Source organism: Nitrospirota bacterium (assembly GCA_016214385.1).
GTDB lineage: Bacteria > Nitrospirota > Thermodesulfovibrionia > UBA6902 > JACROP01 > JACROP01.
Genome location: JACROP010000093.1, coordinates 1 through 21,244, shown reverse-complemented (window position 1 = coordinate 21,244; position 21,244 = coordinate 1). Strand labels below are relative to the sequence as shown.

The window sequence follows — 21,244 nt, the reverse complement described above, 5'->3', positions numbered from 1 at the left end:
GCCCTTGCCCAGATGAATGCTGCTTCGGCACAGGTAGAGCAGAGCAAGGCAGCACGCAGGCTTAGCGAGGTAAATCTTTCCAATACAATAATAAAAGCCCCTGTTGATGGTGTTGTGATATCAAGGAACGTAGATGTGGGGCAGACCGTAGCTGCCAGCCTTCAGACCCCCACACTCTTCACAATTGCCCAGGACCTTACAAAGATGCAGATAGATACAAATGTAGACGAGTCGGATATAGGTAAAATAAAGACAGGCCAGGATGTAGAATTCACAGTTGATGCATACCCTGAGAAAGTATTTAAAGGAAATGTGATTCAGATAAGGAGTGCTCCGATAATAGTCCAGAATGTGGTCACATACGATGTTGTTGTCGGTGTGGACAATACTGATTTGAAACTCAAACCAGGAATGACAGCAAACGTATCAATCCTTATTTTAAAAAAAGACAATGTGCTTAAAGTCCCGAATACTGCCCTGAGGTTTAAACCGCCTAAAGAGATGGAGACTGATAAAAGTAAAAAGAAAAAAACCATGGCTGAACAAAAGTTATGGATTCTATCCAGAGGCAAACTCCAGCCCATACCCATAATAACAGGCATCAGCAACGGGACATTTACTGAGATACTTGAAGGTGATATTAAAGAAGGACAGGAAGTTGTAGTAGAAGCCATTGGTAAGGCTGAAAAAAAACAAACACCAAGCACAGGCATACCGCGCATTCTCAGGTAAGTCAATAATATAATGCTTATAGAAGTAAAAGACCTTGCAAAAACTTATTCCATCGGTGAGATTGAGATACCTGCGCTTCAGGGCATAACCCTCAGCATTGAAAAGGGTGGGTTTGTGGCCATAATGGGGGCATCTGGCTCAGGGAAATCTACTTTCATGAATATTATTGGATGTCTCGACAGACCCACAAGCGGTACTTATCTCTTAGATGGAGTGGATGTAAGCAGGCTCAGCAGAGATGAGCTTGCGCGTATTCGAAGCAGGAGCATAGGGTTTGTATTCCAGAGTTTTAATCTTCTCTCAAGGACCTCTGCCCTTGAAAATGTAGAACTGCCAATACTCTATAATAACCTTCCGGTAAAGGAAAGGGCTAAGAAGGCACTGAATGCTCTGCATTCTGTTGGACTGGAAGGAAGAGAAGAGCATTATCCGAGCCAGCTCTCAGGAGGCCAGCAGCAGAGGGTAGCGATAGCGAGGGCATTGGTGAACAACCCTGATATAATACTTGCAGATGAGCCGACAGGGAACCTCGATTCAAGCACCAGTATAGAAATAATGGGAATCTTTAAACGTTTAAATACAGAGCAGAGGATTACTATATTGTTAGTCACGCATGAAACTGATATTGCAAAATATGCAAACCGTATAATCATTTTCAGGGATGGAAAAATATTAGAGGATAGTTCGGCAAGCTCAATATGGAATGGCTCATGAACTTTTTAGTTAGCATACGGGTAGCACTCAGGGCATTAAGGGTTAATAAAATGCGGTCTGCCCTGACAATGCTCGGCATAATAATAGGGGTTGGCGCTGTTATTGCCATGATAGCAGTAGGCGCAGGTGCAAAGGCAAAGATAGCCGAGCAGATTGCAAGCATAGGGTCTAACCTTTTTATAGTCCTTCCTGGCGCCACTACTGCTGGAGGGCTGAGATTTGGAGCTGGCAGTGCACCGACACTCACAATAGATGATGCAAAGGCAATAGCCTCTGAATGTTCGGCAGTAGAGCGGGCTGCCCCCTCGCTTCCAGGCACTGCCCAGGTTGTTGCAGGCAACATGAACTGGAGCACCATTGTCAGGGGAGAAACCCCTGATTTCCTGTCAATAAGGGACTGGAGCCTTACTGAAGGTAAAGCCTTTACTGAACAGGATGTGCTTGCTGCCACTAAGGTAGCACTCCTGGGTCAAACAGTGGTTAAGAATCTATTTGGAGATATGAGTCCAGTTGGTCAGATAATAAGGATAAAGAAGGTGCCGTTCGCAGTTATTGGCGTTTTAGCACGTAAGGGGCAGTCTCCAATGGGGCAGGATCAGGACGATGTAATTGTTGTCCCTGTTACAACTGCACAGAAAAAGCTTTTCGGGACAACTTTTCAGGGTATGGTCAGGGTGATATTTGTCAAGGCAAAAGGCCCTGAATATATGGATGAGGCAGAAACACAGATGACAGAGCTTCTTCGCCAGAAGCATCGTATCGGCCCTGGAAAAGAGGATGATTTCAGCGTCCGCAATCTCACAGAGGTTATGTCTGCACAACAACAGTCAGCAGATGTTATGACATTACTCTTAGGTGCGATTGCCTCAGTCTCCCTGATTGTTGGAGGCATCGGGATTATGAATATCATGCTCGTCTCAGTAACAGAGAGGACAAGGGAGATAGGGATAAGGATGGCAGTTGGCGCCAGGGGAAGTGATATAATGAAACAGTTTCTTATCGAGGCAGTTACACTGGCAACAATTGGCGGCTTCCTCGGAATAATAGTCGGTGTTATCGGGTCAGAATTAATTTCATATCTTGCAGGCTGGCCCACCTTTATATCAGCAGGCGCTATTGCCCTTGCCTTTGGCTTCTCAGCAGCAGTCGGAGTCTTTTTCGGCTTCTATCCAGCAAGAAAGGCAGCAAACCTTGACCCGATTATTGCCCTGAGGTATGAATAGGTGCGAAAAATTCAATAATTCCTCCGAGGATAACAAACCTCCCCGCATACCTATCAGGATCTTTTAAGAGATCAGCGAGTGAGAGTTCTCTGTCTGCCCTAACCTGAAAGAGAACTGCCCTTGACAATCCCCGAAATGCCTGCCAGAATATTTTTTATGCCGAAAATCCTGAAGGCACCAGGAATGAATAAGTGTATAGGCTGTTATGCATGTATGCTCACCTGTGCGAGGTACAATTATGATAGCTTCTCGCCACTAAGGAGCGCCATCCAGATAAGGACGAGGGGAGGATACGGGAGCACCATGGTGGCAGACATCTGCAGGGGTTGTCTGAAGCCCGATTGTGCAAATGCCTGCCCTGTCGATGCCCTTATACCGAGGAAAGGTGGAGGTGTGATATTCAAAGAAGAGAGGTGCACAGCCTGCCGCCTCTGTATAGATGCCTGCCCAATTAAGGTTATATGGTTCAACCCAGAGAAGAATAATATCATAGTCTGTAACCACTGCGGGCTCTGTGCCAAGTTCTGTCCCCATGGTTGCCTGGTTATGGAGGAGAAGTTTGCTTGATAGCAGTTCCATAAGGGTACTCTATATCGACCTGGGTCAGAGGACTTACAGGGTAGAAGACAGGGAAGACCTTTTTAAGGATTTTCTCGGAGGTGTAGGTGTCGGTGCTAAACTCCTTGAAGAGAACCTACTCCCTAAAGAAGACCCCTATCACCCCGACCAACCGATAATCCTTTCCAACGGAACTCTCTGCACAATCTTCCCTGTTATCTCAAAGGTAGTGGCTATGTTCAAGTCCCCCCTCACAGGCGAACTCGGTGAGAGCTATGCAGGAGGAAGGCTCGGCTTTGCGATGAGGTTCGGCGGGGTAGACGCTATCGTAATAAAGGGCAGGTCTGAAGACCCTATCTATTTAAATATCACAGACTACAAGGTCTCATTCAAAGGTGCAGAGCCAATATGGGGGCTTACGACAGAGGATGTGGGCTGGGCCATAAGGGATGCAGAGCCGGGCAAGGGGCACAGGTCTATCATAAGGATAGGGCCGGCAGGCATGAAGAGGGTAGCCTTTGCCTGCGTTAATGTGGATACCTACAGGCATTTCGGCAGGCTCGGCCTCGGTGCAGTAATGGGGAGTAAGAACCTCATCGGTGTCTACATCCTTGCGAACAGGCATTACCCGAGCGGGCATTTAAAGAATAATTATAACAAGGTATATAACAAGATATATAAGAGAATTACCCAGACCGATGAGATGAGAAAATACCATGAGTTCGGCACCGCCGTTAATGTCATCCCCCTCAATGAATTCAGGGCCCTTCCTACAAGGAATCTCCTGAGTACTACCTTTGAGAAGGCAGAAGGCATAAGCGGTGAGACCTTTGCAAAGGAGACTCTCATAAGGAAGGTATCATGCATAGGCTGTCCCATAGGTTGTATCCATATAGGACTTCTGAGGAGGGAGTTCGCACCACAGGAAGAGTATGAATCCATGGGACTCTCTTATGACTATGAGCTTATCTTCGCCCTCGGTTCTCTCCTCGGTATAGGGACTACCCATGAGGTACTTACCATAATAGAGAAGATTGAGGACCTAAGCCTCGATTCTATAGCTGCAGGAGCCTTCCTCTCCTGGGTCACAGAGGCATACCAGAGGGGGATAGTATCAAAAGATGACCTCGGGACAGAGATAGGTTTCGGACAGACAGAAAACTATCTTATGATCCTCAATAATCTTATAAGGCAGCAGAACGATTTCTATAAAGAGGCCTCAAAAGGCCCCTGGCATCTCTCTGAGAGATACGGTGGGAAAGACTTCTCTGTAACCCTCGGTAAGAATCCTATTGCAGGGTACCATACAGGCTATGGGTCACTAATAGGTCAGGCAGTTGTTGGTGCGAGGCATTCCCATGTGGATAATGCAGGCTACAGTATCGACCAGAAGAGGGTAAACCTTACTCCGAAGGAGCTTGTAGGAAAACTTGTGGCCGAAGAAAAGGAGAGAAACATACTTAATATCGCAGGGGTCTGTATGTTCGCAAGGAGTATCTACAACAGAGAACTCATCCAGGAGGCACTCGCCTCAATCGGGATAGAGAGGAGTCTTGAGGAACTCGGCGAGATGGCAGAAAGGGTCTTCAGGCTAAAACTCAAGCTCAAGAAGGAGATGGGATTCAGGGCTGATGAGGTCTACTTCCCGAAGAGGTTCTTCGAGACCGAATCGATGAACGGCCTTCTTAAGGAAGAGGTCGCAAGGGAGATGGTCTCGGCATACAAGGAAATTATAGCAACTTGTTAGGTCAGGACATTTCTTTCTAAGGGTATTTCCTTTCAAGGCTGGATGTGTCCATGTCTTCACAGCCGAAACCTCTCTCTTTTCCCTCCGAGAAACTTTGCTTTTGTAAGCTTTAACTGCTTATCAATCTCGGAGAAGGACGCTTTCTTCGTCCTAAAGATTTTATCTCCCTCTTCCTCTGTCCCCAGAACTTCAGAAATTCGTCAGGGGTCATGATTTTAAGTGTTCTTGTATATTCCCCTTTGAAATGGCGTTTATTACCTGTAATTAATGCCTCTACCTTTCCAGTTATAGCAACCTCAATAAATGGAATATCATCTTTATCTACATGTGGATAATTAACAGGAGTAGAGGTTACTTTCATGCCTTCAGCATCAAAAAAAGTTAAAAGGGCATCAACGTATTTTTCTTCAAAGCTAAATTTGGGTCTTAAAAGAACTTCTCTGTATTCTGTAAGGATTCTATCGTCATATAACAGTTGTAATTCCCCACCCAGGACCATATCAAGAATTCGTGCTGCATTCCCGAAAGGGGTTATAAGTGCTGAGATCAGAACGTTGGTATCCACAACTATTAGCACTATTTCCTTGCCTTTCTTGCAGCTTTTATCTCTACCTCAATGTCCTTTGTAGTAAGTTTGGGAAGCCCTTTCTTAAGAGAAGTTTTGCGCATTCTCGATACAGCAAGTTCTGCCTTTGCACGACGAAGGACGGTTAATGTGTCATCAAAAGTAACATTACTTACACCGGTTAAAAGGGCTATTGGCTTGCCCTTTGAGGTAATTACCACCTCTTCGTTTTTCTCGAGATCGCTCCATACAGTTCCGGGTTTTATCCTGAAATCCCTTACAGTCACAAATTTCACTTTACCACCTCCGGTTATCCGTTAATTGTCCTACAATAAGTCTACAAAATAGCTACAATTATGTCAACATAATATCTACACAATAATTTTTCACAGGTTAAACCACTCCCTTTTCCCTGCAAGAAACTTTGCCTTAATAAACTTGAGCTGTTTTTCACCAGGGAAGCGACCCCGATTAACCCCTGAACTCCAGCTCCATTACTATGGCATCCTCCATGGGTTTTTGATAATAATCCTTTCTATTACCAATGATCTCAAAGCCAAATTTTTCATATAATTTTATGGCTGCTGTATTTGATGCCCTTACCTCAAGGGTAACAAGGTTTACTGCCGAAAGTCTTAGTTTCTTCAGGGCATCCCAGATGAGTTTACTGGCAATTCCTCTGCGCCTGAACTCAGGGTGAACTGCGAGGTTTAATATATGGGCCTCTTCAGCAATAATCCTTGTGCAGATATAACCAACAATTTTATTATTTAAGACTACAACCTCGAGGGTTGAGAATGGGTTTGTTAGCTCATACATGAAAGAAGTTGCAGACCAGGGTGTGCTGAAAGATTCGTTTTCAATGGCTAAAACCTCTGGCACATCACCATAGGACATCTTTCTTATTGTTAGCCCTTCCAATAGATCTCTGCCTCAGATTTTCTTATATAAAAAGGCGTAAGGGTAATCGGGTCAAAGCTCCTCCCTTCTTTTATAGCTAATAGGGCTATCTCTCCAACTGCACATGCTGAAGGAAGCATTTTAGAGGGAGGAGGAAAAAGCGCAGATTGAGAAAGGGTCTTTTCTATGAGTCCTCTGTATAGCTCTGCACCATTGCCGAGGAAGACTGTTTGTCCACCTTTATCAGGGGCGTAACGACTTATCTCTTTCAAAAAGTTCTGCGGCCTTACAGCCATTTCAGGGACAATTTTTTTACAGGAACCGTCCTCCCATTTATAAAGCGCTGCATAAACTTCATTTTTTCTCGCATCGAGCATGGGGCATATAAGATGCGGACAGAAAGGCAAAGTCCTTGCCATGGCATCAAGTGTTGGCACTGGAACTACTGGCTTGCCTGTCGAATATGACAGGCCTTTTGCTGTACTCAGGCCGATTCTGAGTCCTGTAAAAGAGCCAGGGCCTATTGATACAGCAAAGGCATCAATGTCCATCAATGAGAGCGAGGAAGCATGTAGAATCCAGTCAATGGCTGACATAAGCCTTTCAGCATGGGCCACCCTGATGTTCAGTCTTAATTCTGCAATAAGCCCATCCTCATCGCTCAGCACCGAAACCCCTCCGGTTAGTGTAGCTGTTTCTAAGGCGAGAATCTTCATATCTTTTTTGCCTGTAGCCAGCCGAGCTCAAAATAATCCATCATACACTGCCCGCATCTGGGCCAGAGCACTGCCCTTATTCCCATAATCTTATCCCCCTCAAAATCTACTGCAAAAAAACCGTGGTCTGTTGCAACAGCCCCTACCTTCACCCTGTTACCCTTATAAATAGAAAATGAGTCTACGAATCTGCCTGATACCTTGACATCAAAGGTGTCCTTAGCCCTGCGTGCTAAAGGTGCATCCTCTGCGCAGATTATCTTGAGCTCCTTTCCCTCAATCTCTGGATAAATGGCCTCTACAAGAGAACATGGCACATTAATGAGCCTGAGCTTTTTAGACATCGTTATATACTCCTTTATCATCTGTATGCCCTCCTGAGGCTCATAATAACCAGTAAAGTCTATCCTATCAAGCTCCTCTGTTATCAAGAGATCTTCATGCATCTTTTTTATACAGCTTACACACCGTTTAAAATAAATGCTGCCAATGTGTATGATCTCTCCTGGCCGCCACCAGATGTTAAAAATTGCGTTTTTTAGATAGACGTCTCCCTTCTGAACAATCCTGCCCTTATAAAAGCCAACCATTTCCACGCATGTAAAAACGATTTCTCCAATTTTTTTAAGACTGCTGTCCATTGTCTCAGGAACATTGGTATAAATCTTTACTTTTTTGCCCTTCAAATATGGCGAAAGCTCTTTAAGGATAAAGAACTCTGGAAGGTTAACAACAACAATATTTTTTTCTTTTGAAATAGCCTCTTTAAGTGCTTTTACACCTTTAATAGTATCGTATACCTCATCTACCTTTAAATCCCAGAATGTCATCTTAAGTAAAATTATAACTCATTTGAAGCCTGACATTCTCGATTATCTGAGGCATCCCGAAGCTTCGGGACGGCTATTTTAGCGAAAAGGATTGTTCGCAACAGTTTCCCTTCTTGATTACACAAGCTAAAAACATTTAAAATTCATTAAATGAGTTAAAAAAATTTCAGGTGGAGATCATGGGTTTTTTTGAAAGGTTAAAAGAAGGACTGACAAAGACGAGGAAGGGCCTTATAGAAAAGGCCGAGGCCCTATTTTATGGAAGGGTTATAGATGAAAGTCTCCTCGAAGAACTCGAAGAACTTCTTGTAATGTCAGATGTTGGGCCAAAGGCAGCATCATCCATAATATCTGCCCTGAAGGATAAATTTAAAAAAGGGGAAATGCCTGATGGCCACAGCCTCAAAGAGGCCCTCAAAGAACAGATAAGGTCTATCCTTCAAAACGGGGATGGCATAAAGATTACAGCAAACAGGCCTTTTGTAATATTGGCCGTTGGTGTAAATGGGGTTGGAAAGACAACAACCATAGGAAAACTTGCAAATCGCTTCACAGCAGATGGGCTCAAGGTCATCCTCGCTGCAGGAGATACATTCAGGGCTGCTGCCACCCAGCAGCTTGAGATATGGGCGCAGAGGGCCGGAGCCCAGATTATAAAACATCAAAGCGGCGCAGACCCTGCAGCAGTTGCCTTTGATGCAATAGCATCTGCCAGGGCAAAAAATGCTGATGTAGTTATAATCGATACTGCTGGAAGACTCCATACAAAATCCAACCTCATGGAAGAGCTGAAAAAAGTTAAGAGGGTAATAGCTAAAGCGCTTCCCGATGCCCCTCATGAGGTGCTGCTTGTCGTTGATGCAACTTCCGGACAGAATGTCATTCACCAGGCAAAGATTTTTGGAGAAGCCGTTGGCGTTACAGGAATTGCCCTTACAAAACTCGACGGCACAGCAAAGGGAGGAATAATCATTGCGGTAAGAAAAGAACTCGGCCTTCCTGTTAAATTAATTGGCGTGGGCGAAGGAGTTGATGACCTCAGGGATTTTGATGCTCAGGAGTTTGTGGAGGCATTGTTCGGGTGATGCGCTTTACAAAGTCCATCCATATTGGAAGAGCTGCCTTAGCTCCAGTCTCTTTGTGCCCTATCGGCTTATGATTGTCCCTTCCAACCCAGACTCCGATTACTAAATCAGGTGTGTAACCTATAAACCATGCGTCTGTGAATTCATTTGTTGTGCCTGTCTTGCCTGCAACAGGAATACCGAGTTGTTTTGCCGCCTGTGCGGTTCCCTCTTCGACAACAGCCTTGAGGAGGGAATCCATCGTGCCTGCCACCTTCTCACCGAGCACTGTTTCTGAGTCTTGTTTTACTGTTTCTATGGTTATGCCATCACGATTGTTGATCTGTGTGTAAGGTATGATTTCTAATTTAATGCCTTTATTAGCTAAGCTTGCATATGCGCGTACAAGTTCTAACAAAGTTACATCCGACGCTCCGAGGGCAAGGGATAGATAAGGGTGTAGCGTGCTTTCAATGCCGAGGGTTTTGGCTCTTTCAATGACTGAGCTGACACCTACCTGGTTCAGAAGCTTCACTGCCACAACGTTTATGGAGTCAGCCAGTGCCTTTCTGACAGTCACAGAACCTCTATATCCCTCATTATAGTTTTTGGGACTCCACATCTTCCCATTTGCACCTTTATAACTCACAGGCTCATCAATGAGTGTAGTTTCAGGGGTAAAACCCTTTTCAATGGCCACAACATAAACAAAAGGCTTGAATGCAGAGCCAGGCTGTCTCAATGCCTGATATGACCTGTTAAACTGGCTTTCCCAGAAGTTCCTTCCGCCAACCATAGCCTTTATCTGGCCTGTCTTGCGGTCAATGCAAAGAAGGGCTGCCTCTATCGCAGGCCTGTTGCGAGACTCTAAAGCCTTTATTCCGTCCCTGACTGCCTTTTCTGCCTCTAACTGCATCCGGGCATTGAGTGTGCTGTATATCTTGAGGCCATTTCTGTAAAGGCCGTCCTTGTATTTGAGTTCTAACATCTGCCGCAGGTATTCATAAAAATACGGGGCCTGAAGGGCCTTTTTGTTCGGTATTGATGGGATTAGGGAGTTATTCCCTCTGGCCTCCGCAGTATTATTAATAAATCCAAGCTTTCTCATCTTTGATAAGACCATCGCCCTCCTCTGCTTCGCCTTTTCAGGATTTTTAAATGGATTATAAAGGCTCGGCGCCTTTGGTATCCCGGATAGCAGCGCTGCCTCTGCAATTGTCATCTCCCTGGAGGATTTTCCAAAATATACCTGTGATGCAGATTCTATCCCATAAGCGCCAGCGCCGAAAAAAGCCTGGTTGAGGTAGAGCCCGAGGATTTCATCTTTTGTGTATCTCCTCTCTATCTGAAGCGATAAAAAAGCCTCTTTAATTTTTCTTATAACACTCTTTTCAGGTTCCAGAAAGAGCATCTTGGATAGCTGCTGGGTAATGGTGCTTCCACCCTCAACGATTTCCCCTGCCCTGAGGTCACGCCAGAGCGCCCTGAGTATTCCTTTCAGGTCTACACCTGGATGTTTATAAAACCTGACATCTTCAATAGCAATGAGGGCATTCTTTACATGCTGCGGTATCTGCTCATGAGGTATGAACGTCCTTTTTTCGAGATAAAACTCCCCGATGACAATCCCTTCCTCAGAGTATATCTTAGAAGATTCGGCAGGCGCATATCTCTCAAGCTCTCTTATGGCAGGCAGATCAGTCAGCGCCCAGTAAAACAAACCACCAGATGCACCTAAGGTGATAGAGAAAACAGCAAAAATTACAAGAGTAAGTGTCCTCCGCATGGTTAATTATAAAATATCAGGTATTAAATAACATTGGGTAAAAGCAATTTTCCACCTGACTCTATTTATAGAAAGCATGATTGATATGGCAATCAACCCCCTTGCCACTGCTTTATGTAAGCGATAACCTTTTCTCTGCTGTCTCTGTCAATCTCCAGGAATTTTATTCCAACGCCTGACTCCTCAAGTCCTGCAGTAAAATTGGTATAGACAACCTCGCCCCTTATCGTAATGGGCTCATTCAGATTAGGTATACGAAGGTATAAATCCACTACATCGCCTACATCATAGCGGATATCTGTTTTTACAAACATTCCACCTTTACTAACACTTACTGTATAGTCCTTTATAAATTTGCCTACTTCGTCATATGTTATATCAAGGCTCACAAGATACCTTTCTTCTTGCCTTTCGTCCTTAACTTTTACATCGAGCTTAATTGCTTCGGTCCTTAGACAAAATGTCTTTTTGCAGTGCAGGCACTCAGCGTATATATCCCGTATATTTTTAAGAAAATCTTCAGGGAAGACCCCCTTGCAGTGGGGGCACGCAAACTTTTTTCTTATAAATGTTTTGCGCCGGTCCTTTATCATTGTAAATAAATTTTACACCTTTATTAAGTTGAAATAAAGCTATTAATATTTCCAGTATTGATTTTTCGTTCTGAGTTATGCTATAAAATCTCACTCTTTGTTCTTATCCACTGCGGTAAGATGCGGTAAGGACTTTATAACCCCGATAAATAGGGGTTAATCCATAAGGAGGTAACGTGAATTTTTACGAATGTAGCTTTATCCTGGAGCCAAATCTCGGCGATGAGGAAGTTGCAGGAGCAACCGAGAAAATAAGGGACATTATCCTCAATTCTGGCGGCGAAGTCCTCAAGTCAGAGAATTGGGGCCGCAAAAAACTTGCCTATGAGATTAAAAAACAGAAAAAAGGGTTGTATATTATATTGGTTTTCAAATCCCCAGCGTCTACTATTCAGGAGATAGAGAAACTTTATAAAATTTTTGATCCCATTCTTAAATTCATGGTCATAAAGTTAGGAAAAAAAGAGATCCAGGCTGCCCTGCCAAAGGAAGGCGCAACAAATCCCGATATATCAGAAAGGGAGAAAAGAAATGTTTAATAAAATTATCCTTATTGGAAATCTTACAAAGGATCCTGAACTCAGATATACACCACAGGGCACTTCTGTGGCGAGCTTCAGGATTGCAGTTAACCGGCAGTACAAACAGGGGGAAGAAACAAAAAAGGAAGTTACTTTTATAGATGTGGTTGTCTTCGGTAAACAGGCTGAGTCGTGCGGACAGTATTTGAATAAAGGCAGCTCTGTGCTTGTTGATGGCAGGCTTCAGGAAAGACGCTGGGAAACAGAAGAGGGACAGTCTCGCAGCAAGTATGAAGTTGTTGCTCAGACAGTTCGCTTTCTATCGAGGAAACAGGCCGGTACTTCGGATTCAGACATCGCTCCACCCGAGGAGACTACAGATATAGAGCCCTTTTAAAAACGTTATAGGTCTTATAAGTCATATAAGACCTATAACTATAAGGAGAATTTTTTGCAACAGCGAAGGTTTCAAAGGAGAAGGTTCTGTAAGTTTTGTGCGGAGAAGACCCCCTTCATCGACTATAAAGATAACAGGCTCCTTAAGGGGTATCTTACTGAAAGGGGCAGGATAATGCCGAGGAGAATGACCGGCAACTGCGCAAAACATCAGAGAGCACTCACAGTGGCCATAAAGAGGGCGCGTACTATCGCCCTTTTACCTTTTGTAGAACAGTAGTCACGGATGAAGATTCATAAAGGATTAGTGCCAGTAATAGCCGCAGGAATAGTTAACACCCTCCTGAAAAAAGAGATGGTAGTTCTGAAATTCCCGAAAGAAGAAGTTATAAAACTGGTGGATGAATTGATGCTCGAGGAGCTCATGGTGGAAGACAGACTCAATGAAGAAGTGCGTGGGATATTACGTCAATTTGAATCTGAAATTGAAAAAGGAAGACTCGATTACCGAAAACTATTCGAGCTCACCAAGAAAAAACTTGTTAGAGAGAGGAACCTTGTTTTATGAAGCTCTCTGACGACAAGGTGAGCCACCTGACTCACGTTGTCCTGAAGGGGCTCTTAAACAAAAATACAATAAACCTGCTTGCTGAAGAAGGGCAGATAAGAAAGGAAATAAAGAGGGTTTTTATAAAGGAGTTGAAAATAGAAGAAGAAATAGACTTAACTGTCCGTAAAAAATTGCAGTCATATTCGAAAAAAATACCTGAGGGAAGCCCTGAGTGGGAGGTCCTTTATCAGAAGTTTTTCCATGAAGAAATGGTCAGGAAGGGCAGGGAATAAAGATTTAATCCTTCTTTTTCTGTCTGTTTTCCTGTACGTAGCTTTTGTCTTCGGCCTGCCGCATAGAACACCTTACCTGTGGTTTTTAATAATAGCGATAGTTTTTGCCATTGGCCTGTATCAGTATATTAGATTTAAAACACAGTGGGGAAGTCTCGGTTTTCTTTTCCCGATACTCTTTGTGATAGGGAGTTTCATAAGATTTTCAGGAAAACCACTCTTTCACCTCATCTATATTCCAATTATAGTAGCAGTTTCAGGTTTCTTTCCGGCCAGGATTATCATTGCCTGCTTTGTAGCAATTCTTCTGCTTGGGGTCGGTACGACCAGCATATGGCCTGTTGAGGAGCAGATCGTGTTCTACACGTCCCTGTTGATAACAGGCACAAGTTCATTTTTTATTTTTTCCAAAAATAGAAAAAAGCTGGATAGGGTTGCCGGAGAGCTTGAACGGCTTAAAAAAGATGCGATGAACCTCGATGGCACTGAAGATGGGGCCTTTGGTAAAGACAGGCTTTCTGATCAGGTGCGGGCTGTCCTTGAGACAAAAAAGGCCATGGATGAGATGGTGCGCCTTATAAAAGAAACGATAAATGCTGATTCAGTTTCCTTTTTTGTCCTGAAGGACGAGGATCTAATTCTTAACGGCTCAACCGAAGACATCAGCATGGCTCCAATACCACCTGGAAAGGGCTATCTCTCTCTTGCAGCAAGGCAGAAAAAACCAGTCATTTTTTCAAAACTGAAGGGAAGACCATTTGATCTGGGTTATCCCAGGACAAAGGAAATAGGCTCTTTCATATGTGTGCCGATTATTAAGGGGGACCTCCTTGAAGGGATTGTTGTGGCAGACAGCAGCCATGAAGATGCCTTTGGCGAGCACGAAAAAGACATTCTGGTCCGTTTTGCAGCAATGATTATAGAGCTATTGCATAAGACAAGGGTTTACAGCGAGGTAAATCGCGCTGCCGAATGGTTTAAGGCCCTGCATGCTGTTAGTATAGACCTCGGTTCGTCTTTAAAGCTCAATGAGGTGGCAGAGAGGCTGGTAAACTTTGCTTTAAGCGTTGCTCCATCATCAGCAGCAGCTCTTTTCATTATAGAAGACGGGAGATTAAAGGTGATGTCAGAGCAGGGGCTGGAGTTGAAGGATGCGATATTCCCCCATGAGGGCACACTGTTTGAATGGATTCTCAAAAATAAACAGATGTTAATTTTTTCAGATATCAAAGGCGATAGGAAACTATCTGTATATCCCTTTAATTTGTCTTCGACCAGGACTTTTTTAGGAATCCCTATCCTTTATGAGAAGAAAATACTCGGAATCCTCTCTATTGCCTCAACAGAACCCAATCTTTTAAGCTCCTATGATGTTCTTTTACTTCAAATAGTATGTAACCAGGCAGCCGTCTCTATAACAAATGCTAAGCTCCACAAAGAAGTAGAAGACTTAGCCATCACAGATGGCCTCACAGGGCTTTTTAATCACAGGTACTTTCAGGAGAAACTCGCCCAGGAATTCAGAAGACTTGAAAGGATACCCGATGCCCTATCGTTAATGCTTATTGACATAGACCATTTCAAAAAGGTAAACGACACTTACGGACATCCTGCAGGAGACGCTGTCCTCAAAGGTATTGCCTCCATACTGAGAACGACCTTCAGAGATATCGATATCCTGGCAAGATACGGTGGAGAGGAATTTGCAGCCGTTCTTATAGGTACGGATATCAAAGGGGCAGAGAAGATGGCTGAAAGGCTCAGAATTCATGTAATGGAAAGGCCGTTTCATGTAGATAAAAATGAATTGAGGATCACCCTCAGCATAGGGGTGGCTTCGTATCCTCATGATTCTAAGAAAAAGGATGAACTTATAGAGAAGGCTGACCAGGCACTTTACTTCGCAAAACGCAGCGGCCGCAATAATGTATGCCTGTGGAAGAATATATCTAATTGTGATGTAAAGCAGCCTTAGTCTTTATGACCCAAAAAATTATGAGACAGAGCGGCCTATGCCTTTTTTTCGGTTAAGAGATATTCCTTGATAAAATCATCGATATCTCCATCCAGCACGGCATCTACATTGCCCTTCTCAAGCCCTGTCCTGTGGTCTTTTACAAGCTGGTATGGCTGAAGTGTATATGAACGTATCTGGCTGCCCCAGGCAATGTCTTTTTTCTCACCTATGAGTTCTGTTATCTTTTTATCCTGTTCTTTTTTCTTCATGTCATAGAGCCGCGCCCTTAATATCTTCATGGCCATAGCCCTGTTTTTATGCTGTGACCTCTCATTCTGACACGCCACCACTATGCCTGTCGGCAGATGGGTTATTCTAACTGCTGATGAGGTCTTATTTACATGCTGCCCTCCGGCGCCAGAAGCCCTGAAGGTATCAATCCTTAAATCATCTTCTTTTAGCTCGACCTCGACATCCTCCCCTATCTCAGGATATACAAGGATGGCCACAAAGGAGGTATGGCGTCTTTTGTTTGCATCAAATGGAGATATCCTGACCAGCCTGTGAACCCCTGCTTCTGCTTTTAGATAGCCATAAACATAGGGACCATTGATAGTTATTGTAGCGCTTTTTATCCCTGCCTCTTCCCCTGAAAGCAGGTCTATTATCTCTGACTTGAAGCCCCTGCGATCAGCCCACCTTAAATACATCCTCATCAACATCTGTGCCCAGTCCTGGCTCTCTGTGCCGCCAGCTCCTGGGTGTATGGACATAATTGCATTGTCCATGTCGTGCTGCCCTGAAAGAAGGCTTTTTAATTCAGCCTCTGTGAGTTCGGACTGCAATGCCTTGAGTTTTTTCTGAATCTCTTCGAGAAAAACCTCCCCATCCTCTTCTTCTGAAAGCTCAAAAAGGACATTCAGGTCTTCTATCTTGTTTTGCAGGGATTCGAATGGCGCTAAGTTTGCTTCTACGGCAGCTTTTTCTTTAAGGAGTTCCTGCATCTTAGCAGGTGATAACCATATCTCTTCTGATAAAAGCTCTTTCTGCAGGGTTTCAAGTCTGCTTTTTAAAGACGGGACATCAAAGATACCCCCTTATGGCTTCAAGCCCTATCTTCAGAGCCTTTAGTTCTTCTCTTAATTCTTCCTCATGAATCATTTATTGCCTCCGGTAAAGGTTATTTGCTATTAATATAACTGATATAATTATACACAGAAACGAGAAAAGGTCGCCATACTTTGAATAAAAACTCTTTTTGAATGACCCGACCTCTAAATTCTCTGTTAAAACTGCCTCAACAAACAGGGCGCTCTTATTTTTTATCCTGCCCTTTGCATCTATAAAACCAGAAATCCCGGTATTCGCAGCCCTTGCAATTGGGACCCTGTTTTCAACAGCCCTGAACACAGCCATAGAAAAATGCTGGGATGGGGCTGACGAGCGGCCGAACCATGCATCATTTGTTACAGTAACTATAATGTCAGCTCCGCTAAAAGTAAACTTTCTTATAAGCCCGGGGAAAATAATCTCATAGCACACAGGAGTACCAAGGCTTCCATAAGGCGTCTCCATAACAGTATGCTCTTTGCCTGGGATGAAGTCTCCTACTGCAGTGACTAATTTATCAATAAAAGGAAAGAGCCATCTGAGCGGGACATACTCGCCATAAGGAACTAAATGTATTTTATCATAAATGGAGGCTACCGTGCCATCTGGAGAGAGAAGGACAGCGCTATTACTTAACAGATATTTACCGCCCTTGACATCCTTGACCTGGGTACTGCCAAAAAGGAGGTATGTGCCGATTTGTTGCTGAAATTCGGTAATCTCCGATGAAAGGACCTTGTCGTATCCAAATATAAAAGGCACTGATGTCTCAGGCCATACTATAAGATTTGGAGAATCATTAACAGCATTTAAAGTAAGTCTCTTATAGGCATCGATAGCAGCCCTCTGAAAATTGCTGTCCCATTTTTTGTCCTGCTCTATATTCCCCTGTATTACACTAACCCTGACACTGCTCCCTTTAGTTTCAACCCCCAATCTCCACAGACCATAAGATAGGCAGGAAACTATAATTATTGAAAGGGCTATAAGCCCTGCAATCGTCGGCCAGAAAGGGAAAAGGGGCATTCTGGACTGTCTCTTTGACAGATAAATTAAATCGAAGACAGCCCCGTTAACCGCAGCAACAAGAAAAGAAATGCCATAGACCCCTGTGATGTCTGCCACCTGAATCATTGGCAGAAACTTATACTGGGAATATCCGAGACTTGACCATGGAAAACCTGTAAGGGCATACGAGCGCAAAAACTCAAGGGTCACCCAGAATACAGGGGTTATAATCAGAGCAGGAAGTTGTGATGCCTTGATGAGGCGATTGAATATTATGGAGAATACGCCCACATAAATGGCAAGATAAAAACAGAGCGCTATTACAATTATCGCGCTTGGCACAAACGGGATTTTTCCATAAACATTAACAGAGTTAAACACCCAGTAAACCGTCCCTGTAAAATACACAAGGCCTGTGGTCATACCATAAAGGAATGCCCTCTTTATATGTTTGTCCCACAATGACGCCAGCAGGGGAACAAGGGCTATCCATGCAATTGGATATAAATCAAGCGGGGAGAAGCCCAGAACCAGAAGTACCCCGGAGATAACAGGCATTAAGAAATCAAGTTTAGTTCCTGCGCTTTGCCTGGAGAAAGCTTTTGTTCTGCTATTCATGATCTTGACAATAAAAATTTATGTGGGTTATAGTTCTTCGAGGGCAGTTAGCTCAGTCGGTAGAGCAGAGGCCTGAAAAGCCTCGTGTCCGCAGTTCGATTCTGCGACTGCCCACCATTAATTTTTTGCTCGGCCTGAAATAAGGCTTATTTTGTAGTTTTCCAGCAGAATAGTCAAGACCTCCTTATCTCCGCTATTAAACTTTCGATTCTTGTTTTAATCTCATTTCTCGCACGCCTGAACTCGCGCATAATTTCATCCTCTGTGCCGATGGTCCCAACAGGGTCTTTGATGGGCCAGTGCAGCCGTTTTATTTCAGGAGGTGTTATGGGGCATGATGCTTCTGCGTTTCCACAGAGTGTGATTATAATATCCATCTGCCTGAGGAGGTCTTCATCGATAATCTCTGATTTTTGATGTGATATATCAATACCTATTTCCTTCATTACTGCTATTGCCCGTGGATGAACCCCAGCAGAAATGAGCCCTGCACTGCAAGGCTCTATAACGTCTCCACCTAAGGCCCTTGCAATGCCCTCTGCCATCTGGCTTCGGCAGGAATTGCCAGTGCAGAGAAACATTATCTTTTTAATTTTAGCCTCCTCATGCTTAAAAAATTTCAGTTAATACTGTTGGTTTATTTTTTAAACAAAAGAGTTTTTTTATGTTTATCTCTGTGACCTCTATGTTCTCTGTGGCTATAATTTTTTCATATGCCTATCTCTGTGCCTCTGTGTCTCTGTGGTTACTGCCTTTTAGTCTTTTTTTAGTATCAATGTATTGCCTCTGTACTCCCTGTGGTTAATTACTTTATTTGAGGGATTTTAAAATAGATTTTCAGAATCGTGATAAGATATTTTAAGGGGATTATCATGTCTGAGTTTAAGCTTATATCTGATTTTACGCCAAAAGGCGACCAGCCAGAGGCCCTAAATGCCCTCTCAAAGGGGATTATTAAGGGGCTTCGGCATCAGGTACTTCTCGGCGTCACGGGCTCTGGAAAGACTTTTACAATTGCCAATGTAATAGCGAATGTAAAAAAACCAACCCTTGTCATTGCCCATAATAAGACCCTCGCTGCCCAGCTTTATGGAGAATTTAAAAATTTCTTTCCTGAAAATGCTGTGGAGTATTTTGTCAGTTATTACGACTATTACCAGCCCGAGGCGTATATCCCCTCCAATGATACATATATCGAAAAAGATGCCCTGATAAATGACGATATTGACAGGCTGAGGCACTCAGCAACAAGGGCTGTCCTTGAAAGGAGGGATACGATAGTTGTCGCCTCTGTGTCCTGCATTTATGGCATCGGCTCACCTGAAGATTACCGTGAGATGCACCTCTGGCTTGAGGAGGGTATGCGCACAGAAAGGGATGTTATCCTTAGGAGGCTTGTTGATATTCTCTATGAGAGGAGCGAGGAATTTAAGCGGGGTAATTTCAGAGTAAGGGGAGATATTGTGGAGATATTCCCATCTTTTTCTGGCGACAGGGCAATCAGGGTTGAATTTTTCGGAGACGACATTGACGCCATCTATGAGTTTGATTCACTAACCGGGCAGATTTTCAGAAGGCTTGCAAAAGTTGCCATCTATCCCAACAGTCACTGGATTACGCCAAGGCCAAGACTTGAGCGGGCACTGTCTTCCATAGAGGAGGAGCTTGAGGAGAGGGTTGAATTTTTAATGAAGCGAGGGAAAAACCTTGAGGCACAGAGGATTGAACAGAGAACCAGGTTTGATATGGAAATGTTAAGGGAATTTGGTTACTGCCACGGAATAGAAAACTACTCAAGACATCTGAGCGGCAGGGCCCCTGGGGAACCACCGTTCAGCCTTGTTGATTATTTCCCTGAGGATTTCCTGATAATAATCGATGAGTCCCATGCAACCATGCCGCAGATCAGGGGGATGTATGAGGGTGACAGGTCAAGGAAACAGACATTAGTGGACTATGGTTTCAGACTGCCCTCTGCCCTCGATAACCGGCCGCTCACCCTCAGGGAATTCGAGCACAGGGTAAACCAGGCGATTTATGTATCAGCAACTCCTGCAGGGTATGAGATTGAACAGTCAAAAGGCAGGGTCATTGAACAGGTGGTCAGGCCAACTGGCCTGATGGACCCGAAGATGGAGGTAAGGCCAATTAAAGAGCAGGTAGATGACCTCCTTGTAGAGATTAAAAAGAGGGCTACAAGAGGCGAAAGGGTTCTGGTAACCACGCTCACAAAGAGGATGGCAGAAGATCTCACGGACTATTACCAGGAATTAGGAGTAAGGGCAAGGTATCTGCATTCAGATATTGATACTCTCGACAGGGTGGAGATTTTGAGAGACTTAAGGCTCGGAAACTTTGATGTCCTGATCGGAATAAACCTGTTGAGGGAGGGCCTTGATTTACCAGAGGTCTCGCTCGTTGCAATCTTAGATGCAGACAAAGAGGGCTTCCTCCGCTCTGAGCGTTCTCTTATACAAACAGCCGGGAGGGCTGCAAGGAATATAAACGGAGAGGTAATTCTTTATGCAGACACAACCACAGGCTCAATGGAAGCTGCTATAAGAGAGACCACCAGGCGAAGAAGCCTGCAGGAGGCATATAACCGCAAAAACAAAATAACCCCCAAAACCATAAAAAAGGAAATAACAAACATTCTGTCCTCTATCTATGAGGCTGATTACTGGACTGTGCCTGCGGTGGCAGAGGAAAAAGTTGAATATGGCAATGAATCAATTATAAAAGGGCTTGAAGAAGAGATGAGGGAGGCTGCCAGAAATCTGGAGTTTGAAAGGGCCGCAAGGATTAGAGACAGGATTAAAGAGATAAAAAAGAAACAGGTTGAAATGGGGATAAAAGTATAAGAGCCAACGATAGAGGTAGGGAAAGCTGTCTCAGAATTTCTATAATCGACAGATTATTTAAGTTGAAAGTTGAAAGTTGAAAGTTGAAAGTGAAAAGTTATGTGATTTTAAACTCTTAACTTTTTATTATTAAGGTGTCGTATAGAAATTCTTCACCAGCCTTCCCTATCTCTATTTTTGGATTTCTAACGGGGTAAATTGACACTTAAATCACAGGAGAACTATAATTTCTTTATGATGATTAAAAAATTTATATCTACATTCCTTATTCTTACCCTTGTTTTGTCTCTCGGCATTGCCACAGGCGGTTATCTTGCCCTTGTCAAAGCAGTTCCGCGCATAGAGGAAATCAAGAATTACCAGCCTTCTGAAGGGACAAAGATATACGCAGACGAAGACACCCTTGTAGGGGAATTCAAGGTTGAGAAAGGCATATATGTACCCCTTAAGAAAATCCCCGAGCATCTGATAAGAGCAGTTATTGCAGTAGAAGACTCAAGGT

24 protein-coding genes and 1 tRNA gene are annotated in these 21,244 nt (G+C 43.8%); 15 read left to right on the top strand and 10 right to left on the bottom strand.

What is annotated here, in order from left to right; translation table 11 throughout:
• The 5 genes from HZC12_05825 to HZC12_05805 form a co-directional block, all read left to right on the top strand.
• Window positions 1-732, top strand: a 732-nt coding sequence (locus tag HZC12_05825; GenBank protein MBI5026236.1) for an efflux RND transporter periplasmic adaptor subunit, incomplete at its 5' end; no start/stop codon positions are given.
• Window positions 733-744: 12 nt separating this feature from the next.
• The gene (locus HZC12_05820) at window positions 745-1,446 is read left to right on the top strand and encodes an ABC transporter ATP-binding protein (protein ID MBI5026235.1); all 702 of its coding nucleotides are present in this window, start codon (window positions 745-747) and stop codon (window positions 1,444-1,446) included.
• Window positions 1,443-2,669 (top strand): ABC transporter permease, encoded by a 1,227-nt coding sequence (locus HZC12_05815; protein MBI5026234.1) that lies wholly within the window; start codon window positions 1,443-1,445, stop codon window positions 2,667-2,669. Before HZC12_05820 ends, HZC12_05815 begins: the two co-directional genes overlap by 4 nt.
• 156 nt (window positions 2,670-2,825) lie before the next feature.
• Window positions 2,826-3,236 carry a 4Fe-4S binding protein gene (locus HZC12_05810; protein ID MBI5026233.1) on the top strand — a complete coding sequence of 137 codons (411 nt, stop codon included), beginning with the start codon at window positions 2,826-2,828 and terminating at the stop codon, window positions 3,234-3,236.
• On the top strand, window positions 3,202-4,974 hold the full coding sequence (locus HZC12_05805; protein ID MBI5026232.1) for an aldehyde:ferredoxin oxidoreductase: 1,773 nt from the start codon (window positions 3,202-3,204) through the stop codon (window positions 4,972-4,974). The genes HZC12_05810 and HZC12_05805 overlap by 35 nt, the downstream gene beginning before the upstream one ends.
• Before the next feature lie 109 nt (window positions 4,975-5,083).
• Here the strand turns inward: HZC12_05805 and HZC12_05800 are convergent, their stop codons facing one another.
• The 5 genes from HZC12_05800 to HZC12_05780 all read right to left on the bottom strand — a co-directional run bounded on the left by HZC12_05800 (window position 5,084) and on the right by HZC12_05780 (window position 7,985).
• Window positions 5,084-5,539 (bottom strand): putative toxin-antitoxin system toxin component, PIN family, encoded by a 456-nt coding sequence (locus tag HZC12_05800; GenBank protein ID MBI5026231.1) that lies wholly within the window; start codon window positions 5,537-5,539, stop codon window positions 5,084-5,086.
• Between the two features lie 11 nt (window positions 5,540-5,550).
• The gene (locus HZC12_05795) at window positions 5,551-5,835 is read right to left on the bottom strand and encodes a hypothetical protein (GenBank protein MBI5026230.1); all 285 of its coding nucleotides are present in this window, start codon (window positions 5,833-5,835) and stop codon (window positions 5,551-5,553) included.
• A gap of 175 nt (window positions 5,836-6,010) precedes the next feature.
• Entirely contained in the window at window positions 6,011-6,460 is a 450-nt protein-coding gene (rimI, locus tag HZC12_05790; protein ID MBI5026229.1) for a ribosomal protein S18-alanine N-acetyltransferase, read from the bottom strand.
• Entirely contained in the window at window positions 6,448-7,155 is a 708-nt protein-coding gene (tsaB, locus tag HZC12_05785) for a tRNA (adenosine(37)-N6)-threonylcarbamoyltransferase complex dimerization subunit type 1 TsaB (protein ID MBI5026228.1), read from the bottom strand. The genes rimI and tsaB overlap by 13 nt, the downstream gene beginning before the upstream one ends.
• Window positions 7,152-7,985 (bottom strand): hypothetical protein, encoded by an 834-nt coding sequence (locus HZC12_05780; protein ID MBI5026227.1) that lies wholly within the window; start codon window positions 7,983-7,985, stop codon window positions 7,152-7,154. The genes tsaB and HZC12_05780 overlap by 4 nt, the downstream gene beginning before the upstream one ends.
• A gap of 179 nt (window positions 7,986-8,164) precedes the next feature.
• Between HZC12_05780 and ftsY the strand changes: the two genes are divergently transcribed.
• A complete protein-coding gene (gene ftsY, locus HZC12_05775; GenBank protein MBI5026226.1) occupies window positions 8,165-9,070 on the top strand; it encodes a signal recognition particle-docking protein FtsY in 906 nt (301 codons plus the stop codon).
• On the opposite strand, the gene HZC12_05770 is transcribed toward ftsY, so the two are convergent.
• Together HZC12_05770 and HZC12_05765 are read right to left on the bottom strand one after the other, a co-directional pair.
• Window positions 9,024-10,835 carry a penicillin-binding protein 1A gene (locus HZC12_05770; GenBank protein ID MBI5026225.1) on the bottom strand — a complete coding sequence of 604 codons (1,812 nt, stop codon included), beginning with the start codon at window positions 10,833-10,835 and terminating at the stop codon, window positions 9,024-9,026. The two genes, ftsY and HZC12_05770, sit on opposite strands and share 47 nt — an antisense overlap.
• A gap of 92 nt (window positions 10,836-10,927) precedes the next feature.
• Window positions 10,928-11,428, bottom strand: coding sequence for a PilZ domain-containing protein (locus HZC12_05765; protein MBI5026224.1), 501 nt, complete (start codon window positions 11,426-11,428; stop codon window positions 10,928-10,930).
• Window positions 11,429-11,604: 176 nt separating this feature from the next.
• Here HZC12_05765 and rpsF point away from each other — a divergent pair, with 176 nt between their 5' ends.
• The 6 genes from rpsF to HZC12_05735 are packed head-to-tail and all read left to right on the top strand — an operon-like array spanning window position 11,605 to window position 15,163.
• Entirely contained in the window at window positions 11,605-11,967 is a 363-nt protein-coding gene (gene rpsF / locus HZC12_05760; protein ID MBI5026223.1) for a 30S ribosomal protein S6, read from the top strand.
• Window positions 11,960-12,346 (top strand): single-stranded DNA-binding protein, encoded by a 387-nt coding sequence (locus HZC12_05755; protein MBI5026222.1) that lies wholly within the window; start codon window positions 11,960-11,962, stop codon window positions 12,344-12,346. The genes rpsF and HZC12_05755 overlap by 8 nt, the downstream gene beginning before the upstream one ends.
• 54 nt (window positions 12,347-12,400) lie before the next feature.
• Window positions 12,401-12,625 (top strand): 30S ribosomal protein S18, encoded by a 225-nt coding sequence (locus HZC12_05750; GenBank protein ID MBI5026221.1) that lies wholly within the window; start codon window positions 12,401-12,403, stop codon window positions 12,623-12,625.
• A 27-nt stretch (window positions 12,626-12,652) separates the two neighbouring features.
• Window positions 12,653-12,913, top strand: coding sequence for a DUF507 family protein (locus tag HZC12_05745; protein ID MBI5026220.1), 261 nt, complete (start codon window positions 12,653-12,655; stop codon window positions 12,911-12,913).
• Window positions 12,910-13,188: a DUF507 family protein gene (locus tag HZC12_05740; protein MBI5026219.1), complete on the top strand. Its 279-nt coding sequence runs from the start codon at window positions 12,910-12,912 to the stop codon at window positions 13,186-13,188. The genes HZC12_05745 and HZC12_05740 overlap by 4 nt, the downstream gene beginning before the upstream one ends.
• Window positions 13,157-15,163 (top strand): diguanylate cyclase, encoded by a 2,007-nt coding sequence (locus tag HZC12_05735; GenBank protein ID MBI5026218.1) that lies wholly within the window; start codon window positions 13,157-13,159, stop codon window positions 15,161-15,163. The genes HZC12_05740 and HZC12_05735 overlap by 32 nt, the downstream gene beginning before the upstream one ends.
• A 35-nt stretch (window positions 15,164-15,198) precedes the next feature.
• Here HZC12_05735 and prfB read toward each other — a convergent pair.
• Both prfB and lnt read right to left on the bottom strand, forming a co-directional pair.
• A protein-coding gene (gene prfB, locus HZC12_05730) for a peptide chain release factor 2 (protein ID MBI5026217.1) occupies window positions 15,199-16,306 on the bottom strand; the annotation gives its coding sequence in 2 pieces (ribosomal slippage) (window positions 15,199-16,239 and window positions 16,241-16,306; 1,107 coding nt in all).
• The gene (gene lnt / locus HZC12_05725; protein MBI5026216.1) at window positions 16,307-17,881 is read right to left on the bottom strand and encodes an apolipoprotein N-acyltransferase; all 1,575 of its coding nucleotides are present in this window, start codon (window positions 17,879-17,881) and stop codon (window positions 16,307-16,309) included. It lies immediately after the preceding gene.
• Window positions 17,882-17,922: 41 nt separating this feature from the next.
• On the opposite strand from lnt, the gene HZC12_05720 reads away from it, so the two are divergent.
• Window positions 17,923-17,998: transfer RNA gene (locus HZC12_05720), tRNA-Phe, on the top strand.
• Between the two features lie 56 nt (window positions 17,999-18,054).
• On the opposite strand, the gene HZC12_05715 is transcribed toward HZC12_05720, so the two are convergent.
• Complete coding sequence (locus HZC12_05715) at window positions 18,055-18,462, bottom strand: arsenate reductase ArsC (GenBank protein MBI5026215.1); 408 nt, start codon at window positions 18,460-18,462, stop codon at window positions 18,055-18,057.
• Window positions 18,463-18,753: 291 nt separating this feature from the next.
• Between HZC12_05715 and uvrB the strand changes: the two genes are divergently transcribed.
• Window positions 18,754-20,742, top strand: a complete 1,989-nt coding sequence (gene uvrB, locus HZC12_05710; protein ID MBI5026214.1) for an excinuclease ABC subunit UvrB — start codon at window positions 18,754-18,756, stop codon at window positions 20,740-20,742.
• Between the two features lie 234 nt (window positions 20,743-20,976).
• Window positions 20,977-21,244 (top strand): penicillin-binding protein (locus HZC12_05705; GenBank protein MBI5026213.1); only part of this gene is annotated, 268 nt, incomplete at its 3' end.

Excerpts from the sequence above, each read along its gene's own strand:
- HZC12_05780 (MBI5026227.1), bottom strand. The coding sequence starts at position 7,985 with ATGACATTCTGGGATTTAAAGGTAGATGAGGTATACGATACTATTAAA.
- lnt (MBI5026216.1), bottom strand. The coding sequence starts at position 17,881 with ATGAATAGCAGAACAAAAGCTTTCTCCAGGCAAAGCGCAGGAACTAAA.
- HZC12_05740 (MBI5026219.1), top strand. The coding sequence starts at position 12,910 with ATGAAGCTCTCTGACGACAAGGTGAGCCACCTGACTCACGTTGTCCTG.
- HZC12_05820 (MBI5026235.1), top strand. The coding sequence starts at position 745 with ATGCTTATAGAAGTAAAAGACCTTGCAAAAACTTATTCCATCGGTGAG.
- HZC12_05765 (MBI5026224.1), bottom strand. The coding sequence starts at position 11,428 with ATGATAAAGGACCGGCGCAAAACATTTATAAGAAAAAAGTTTGCGTGC.
- HZC12_05770 (MBI5026225.1), bottom strand. The coding sequence starts at position 10,835 with ATGCGGAGGACACTTACTCTTGTAATTTTTGCTGTTTTCTCTATCACC.
- HZC12_05715 (MBI5026215.1), bottom strand. The coding sequence starts at position 18,462 with ATGTTTCTCTGCACTGGCAATTCCTGCCGAAGCCAGATGGCAGAGGGC.
- tsaB (MBI5026228.1), bottom strand. The coding sequence starts at position 7,155 with ATGAAGATTCTCGCCTTAGAAACAGCTACACTAACCGGAGGGGTTTCG.
- HZC12_05755 (MBI5026222.1), top strand. The coding sequence starts at position 11,960 with ATGTTTAATAAAATTATCCTTATTGGAAATCTTACAAAGGATCCTGAA.
- uvrB (MBI5026214.1), top strand. The coding sequence starts at position 18,754 with ATGTCTGAGTTTAAGCTTATATCTGATTTTACGCCAAAAGGCGACCAG.
- HZC12_05815 (MBI5026234.1), top strand. The coding sequence starts at position 1,443 with ATGAACTTTTTAGTTAGCATACGGGTAGCACTCAGGGCATTAAGGGTT.
- HZC12_05735 (MBI5026218.1), top strand. The coding sequence starts at position 13,157 with ATGAAGAAATGGTCAGGAAGGGCAGGGAATAAAGATTTAATCCTTCTT.
- ftsY (MBI5026226.1), top strand. The coding sequence starts at position 8,165 with ATGGGTTTTTTTGAAAGGTTAAAAGAAGGACTGACAAAGACGAGGAAG.
- HZC12_05810 (MBI5026233.1), top strand. The coding sequence starts at position 2,826 with ATGCCGAAAATCCTGAAGGCACCAGGAATGAATAAGTGTATAGGCTGT.
- HZC12_05805 (MBI5026232.1), top strand. The coding sequence starts at position 3,202 with ATGGTTGCCTGGTTATGGAGGAGAAGTTTGCTTGATAGCAGTTCCATA.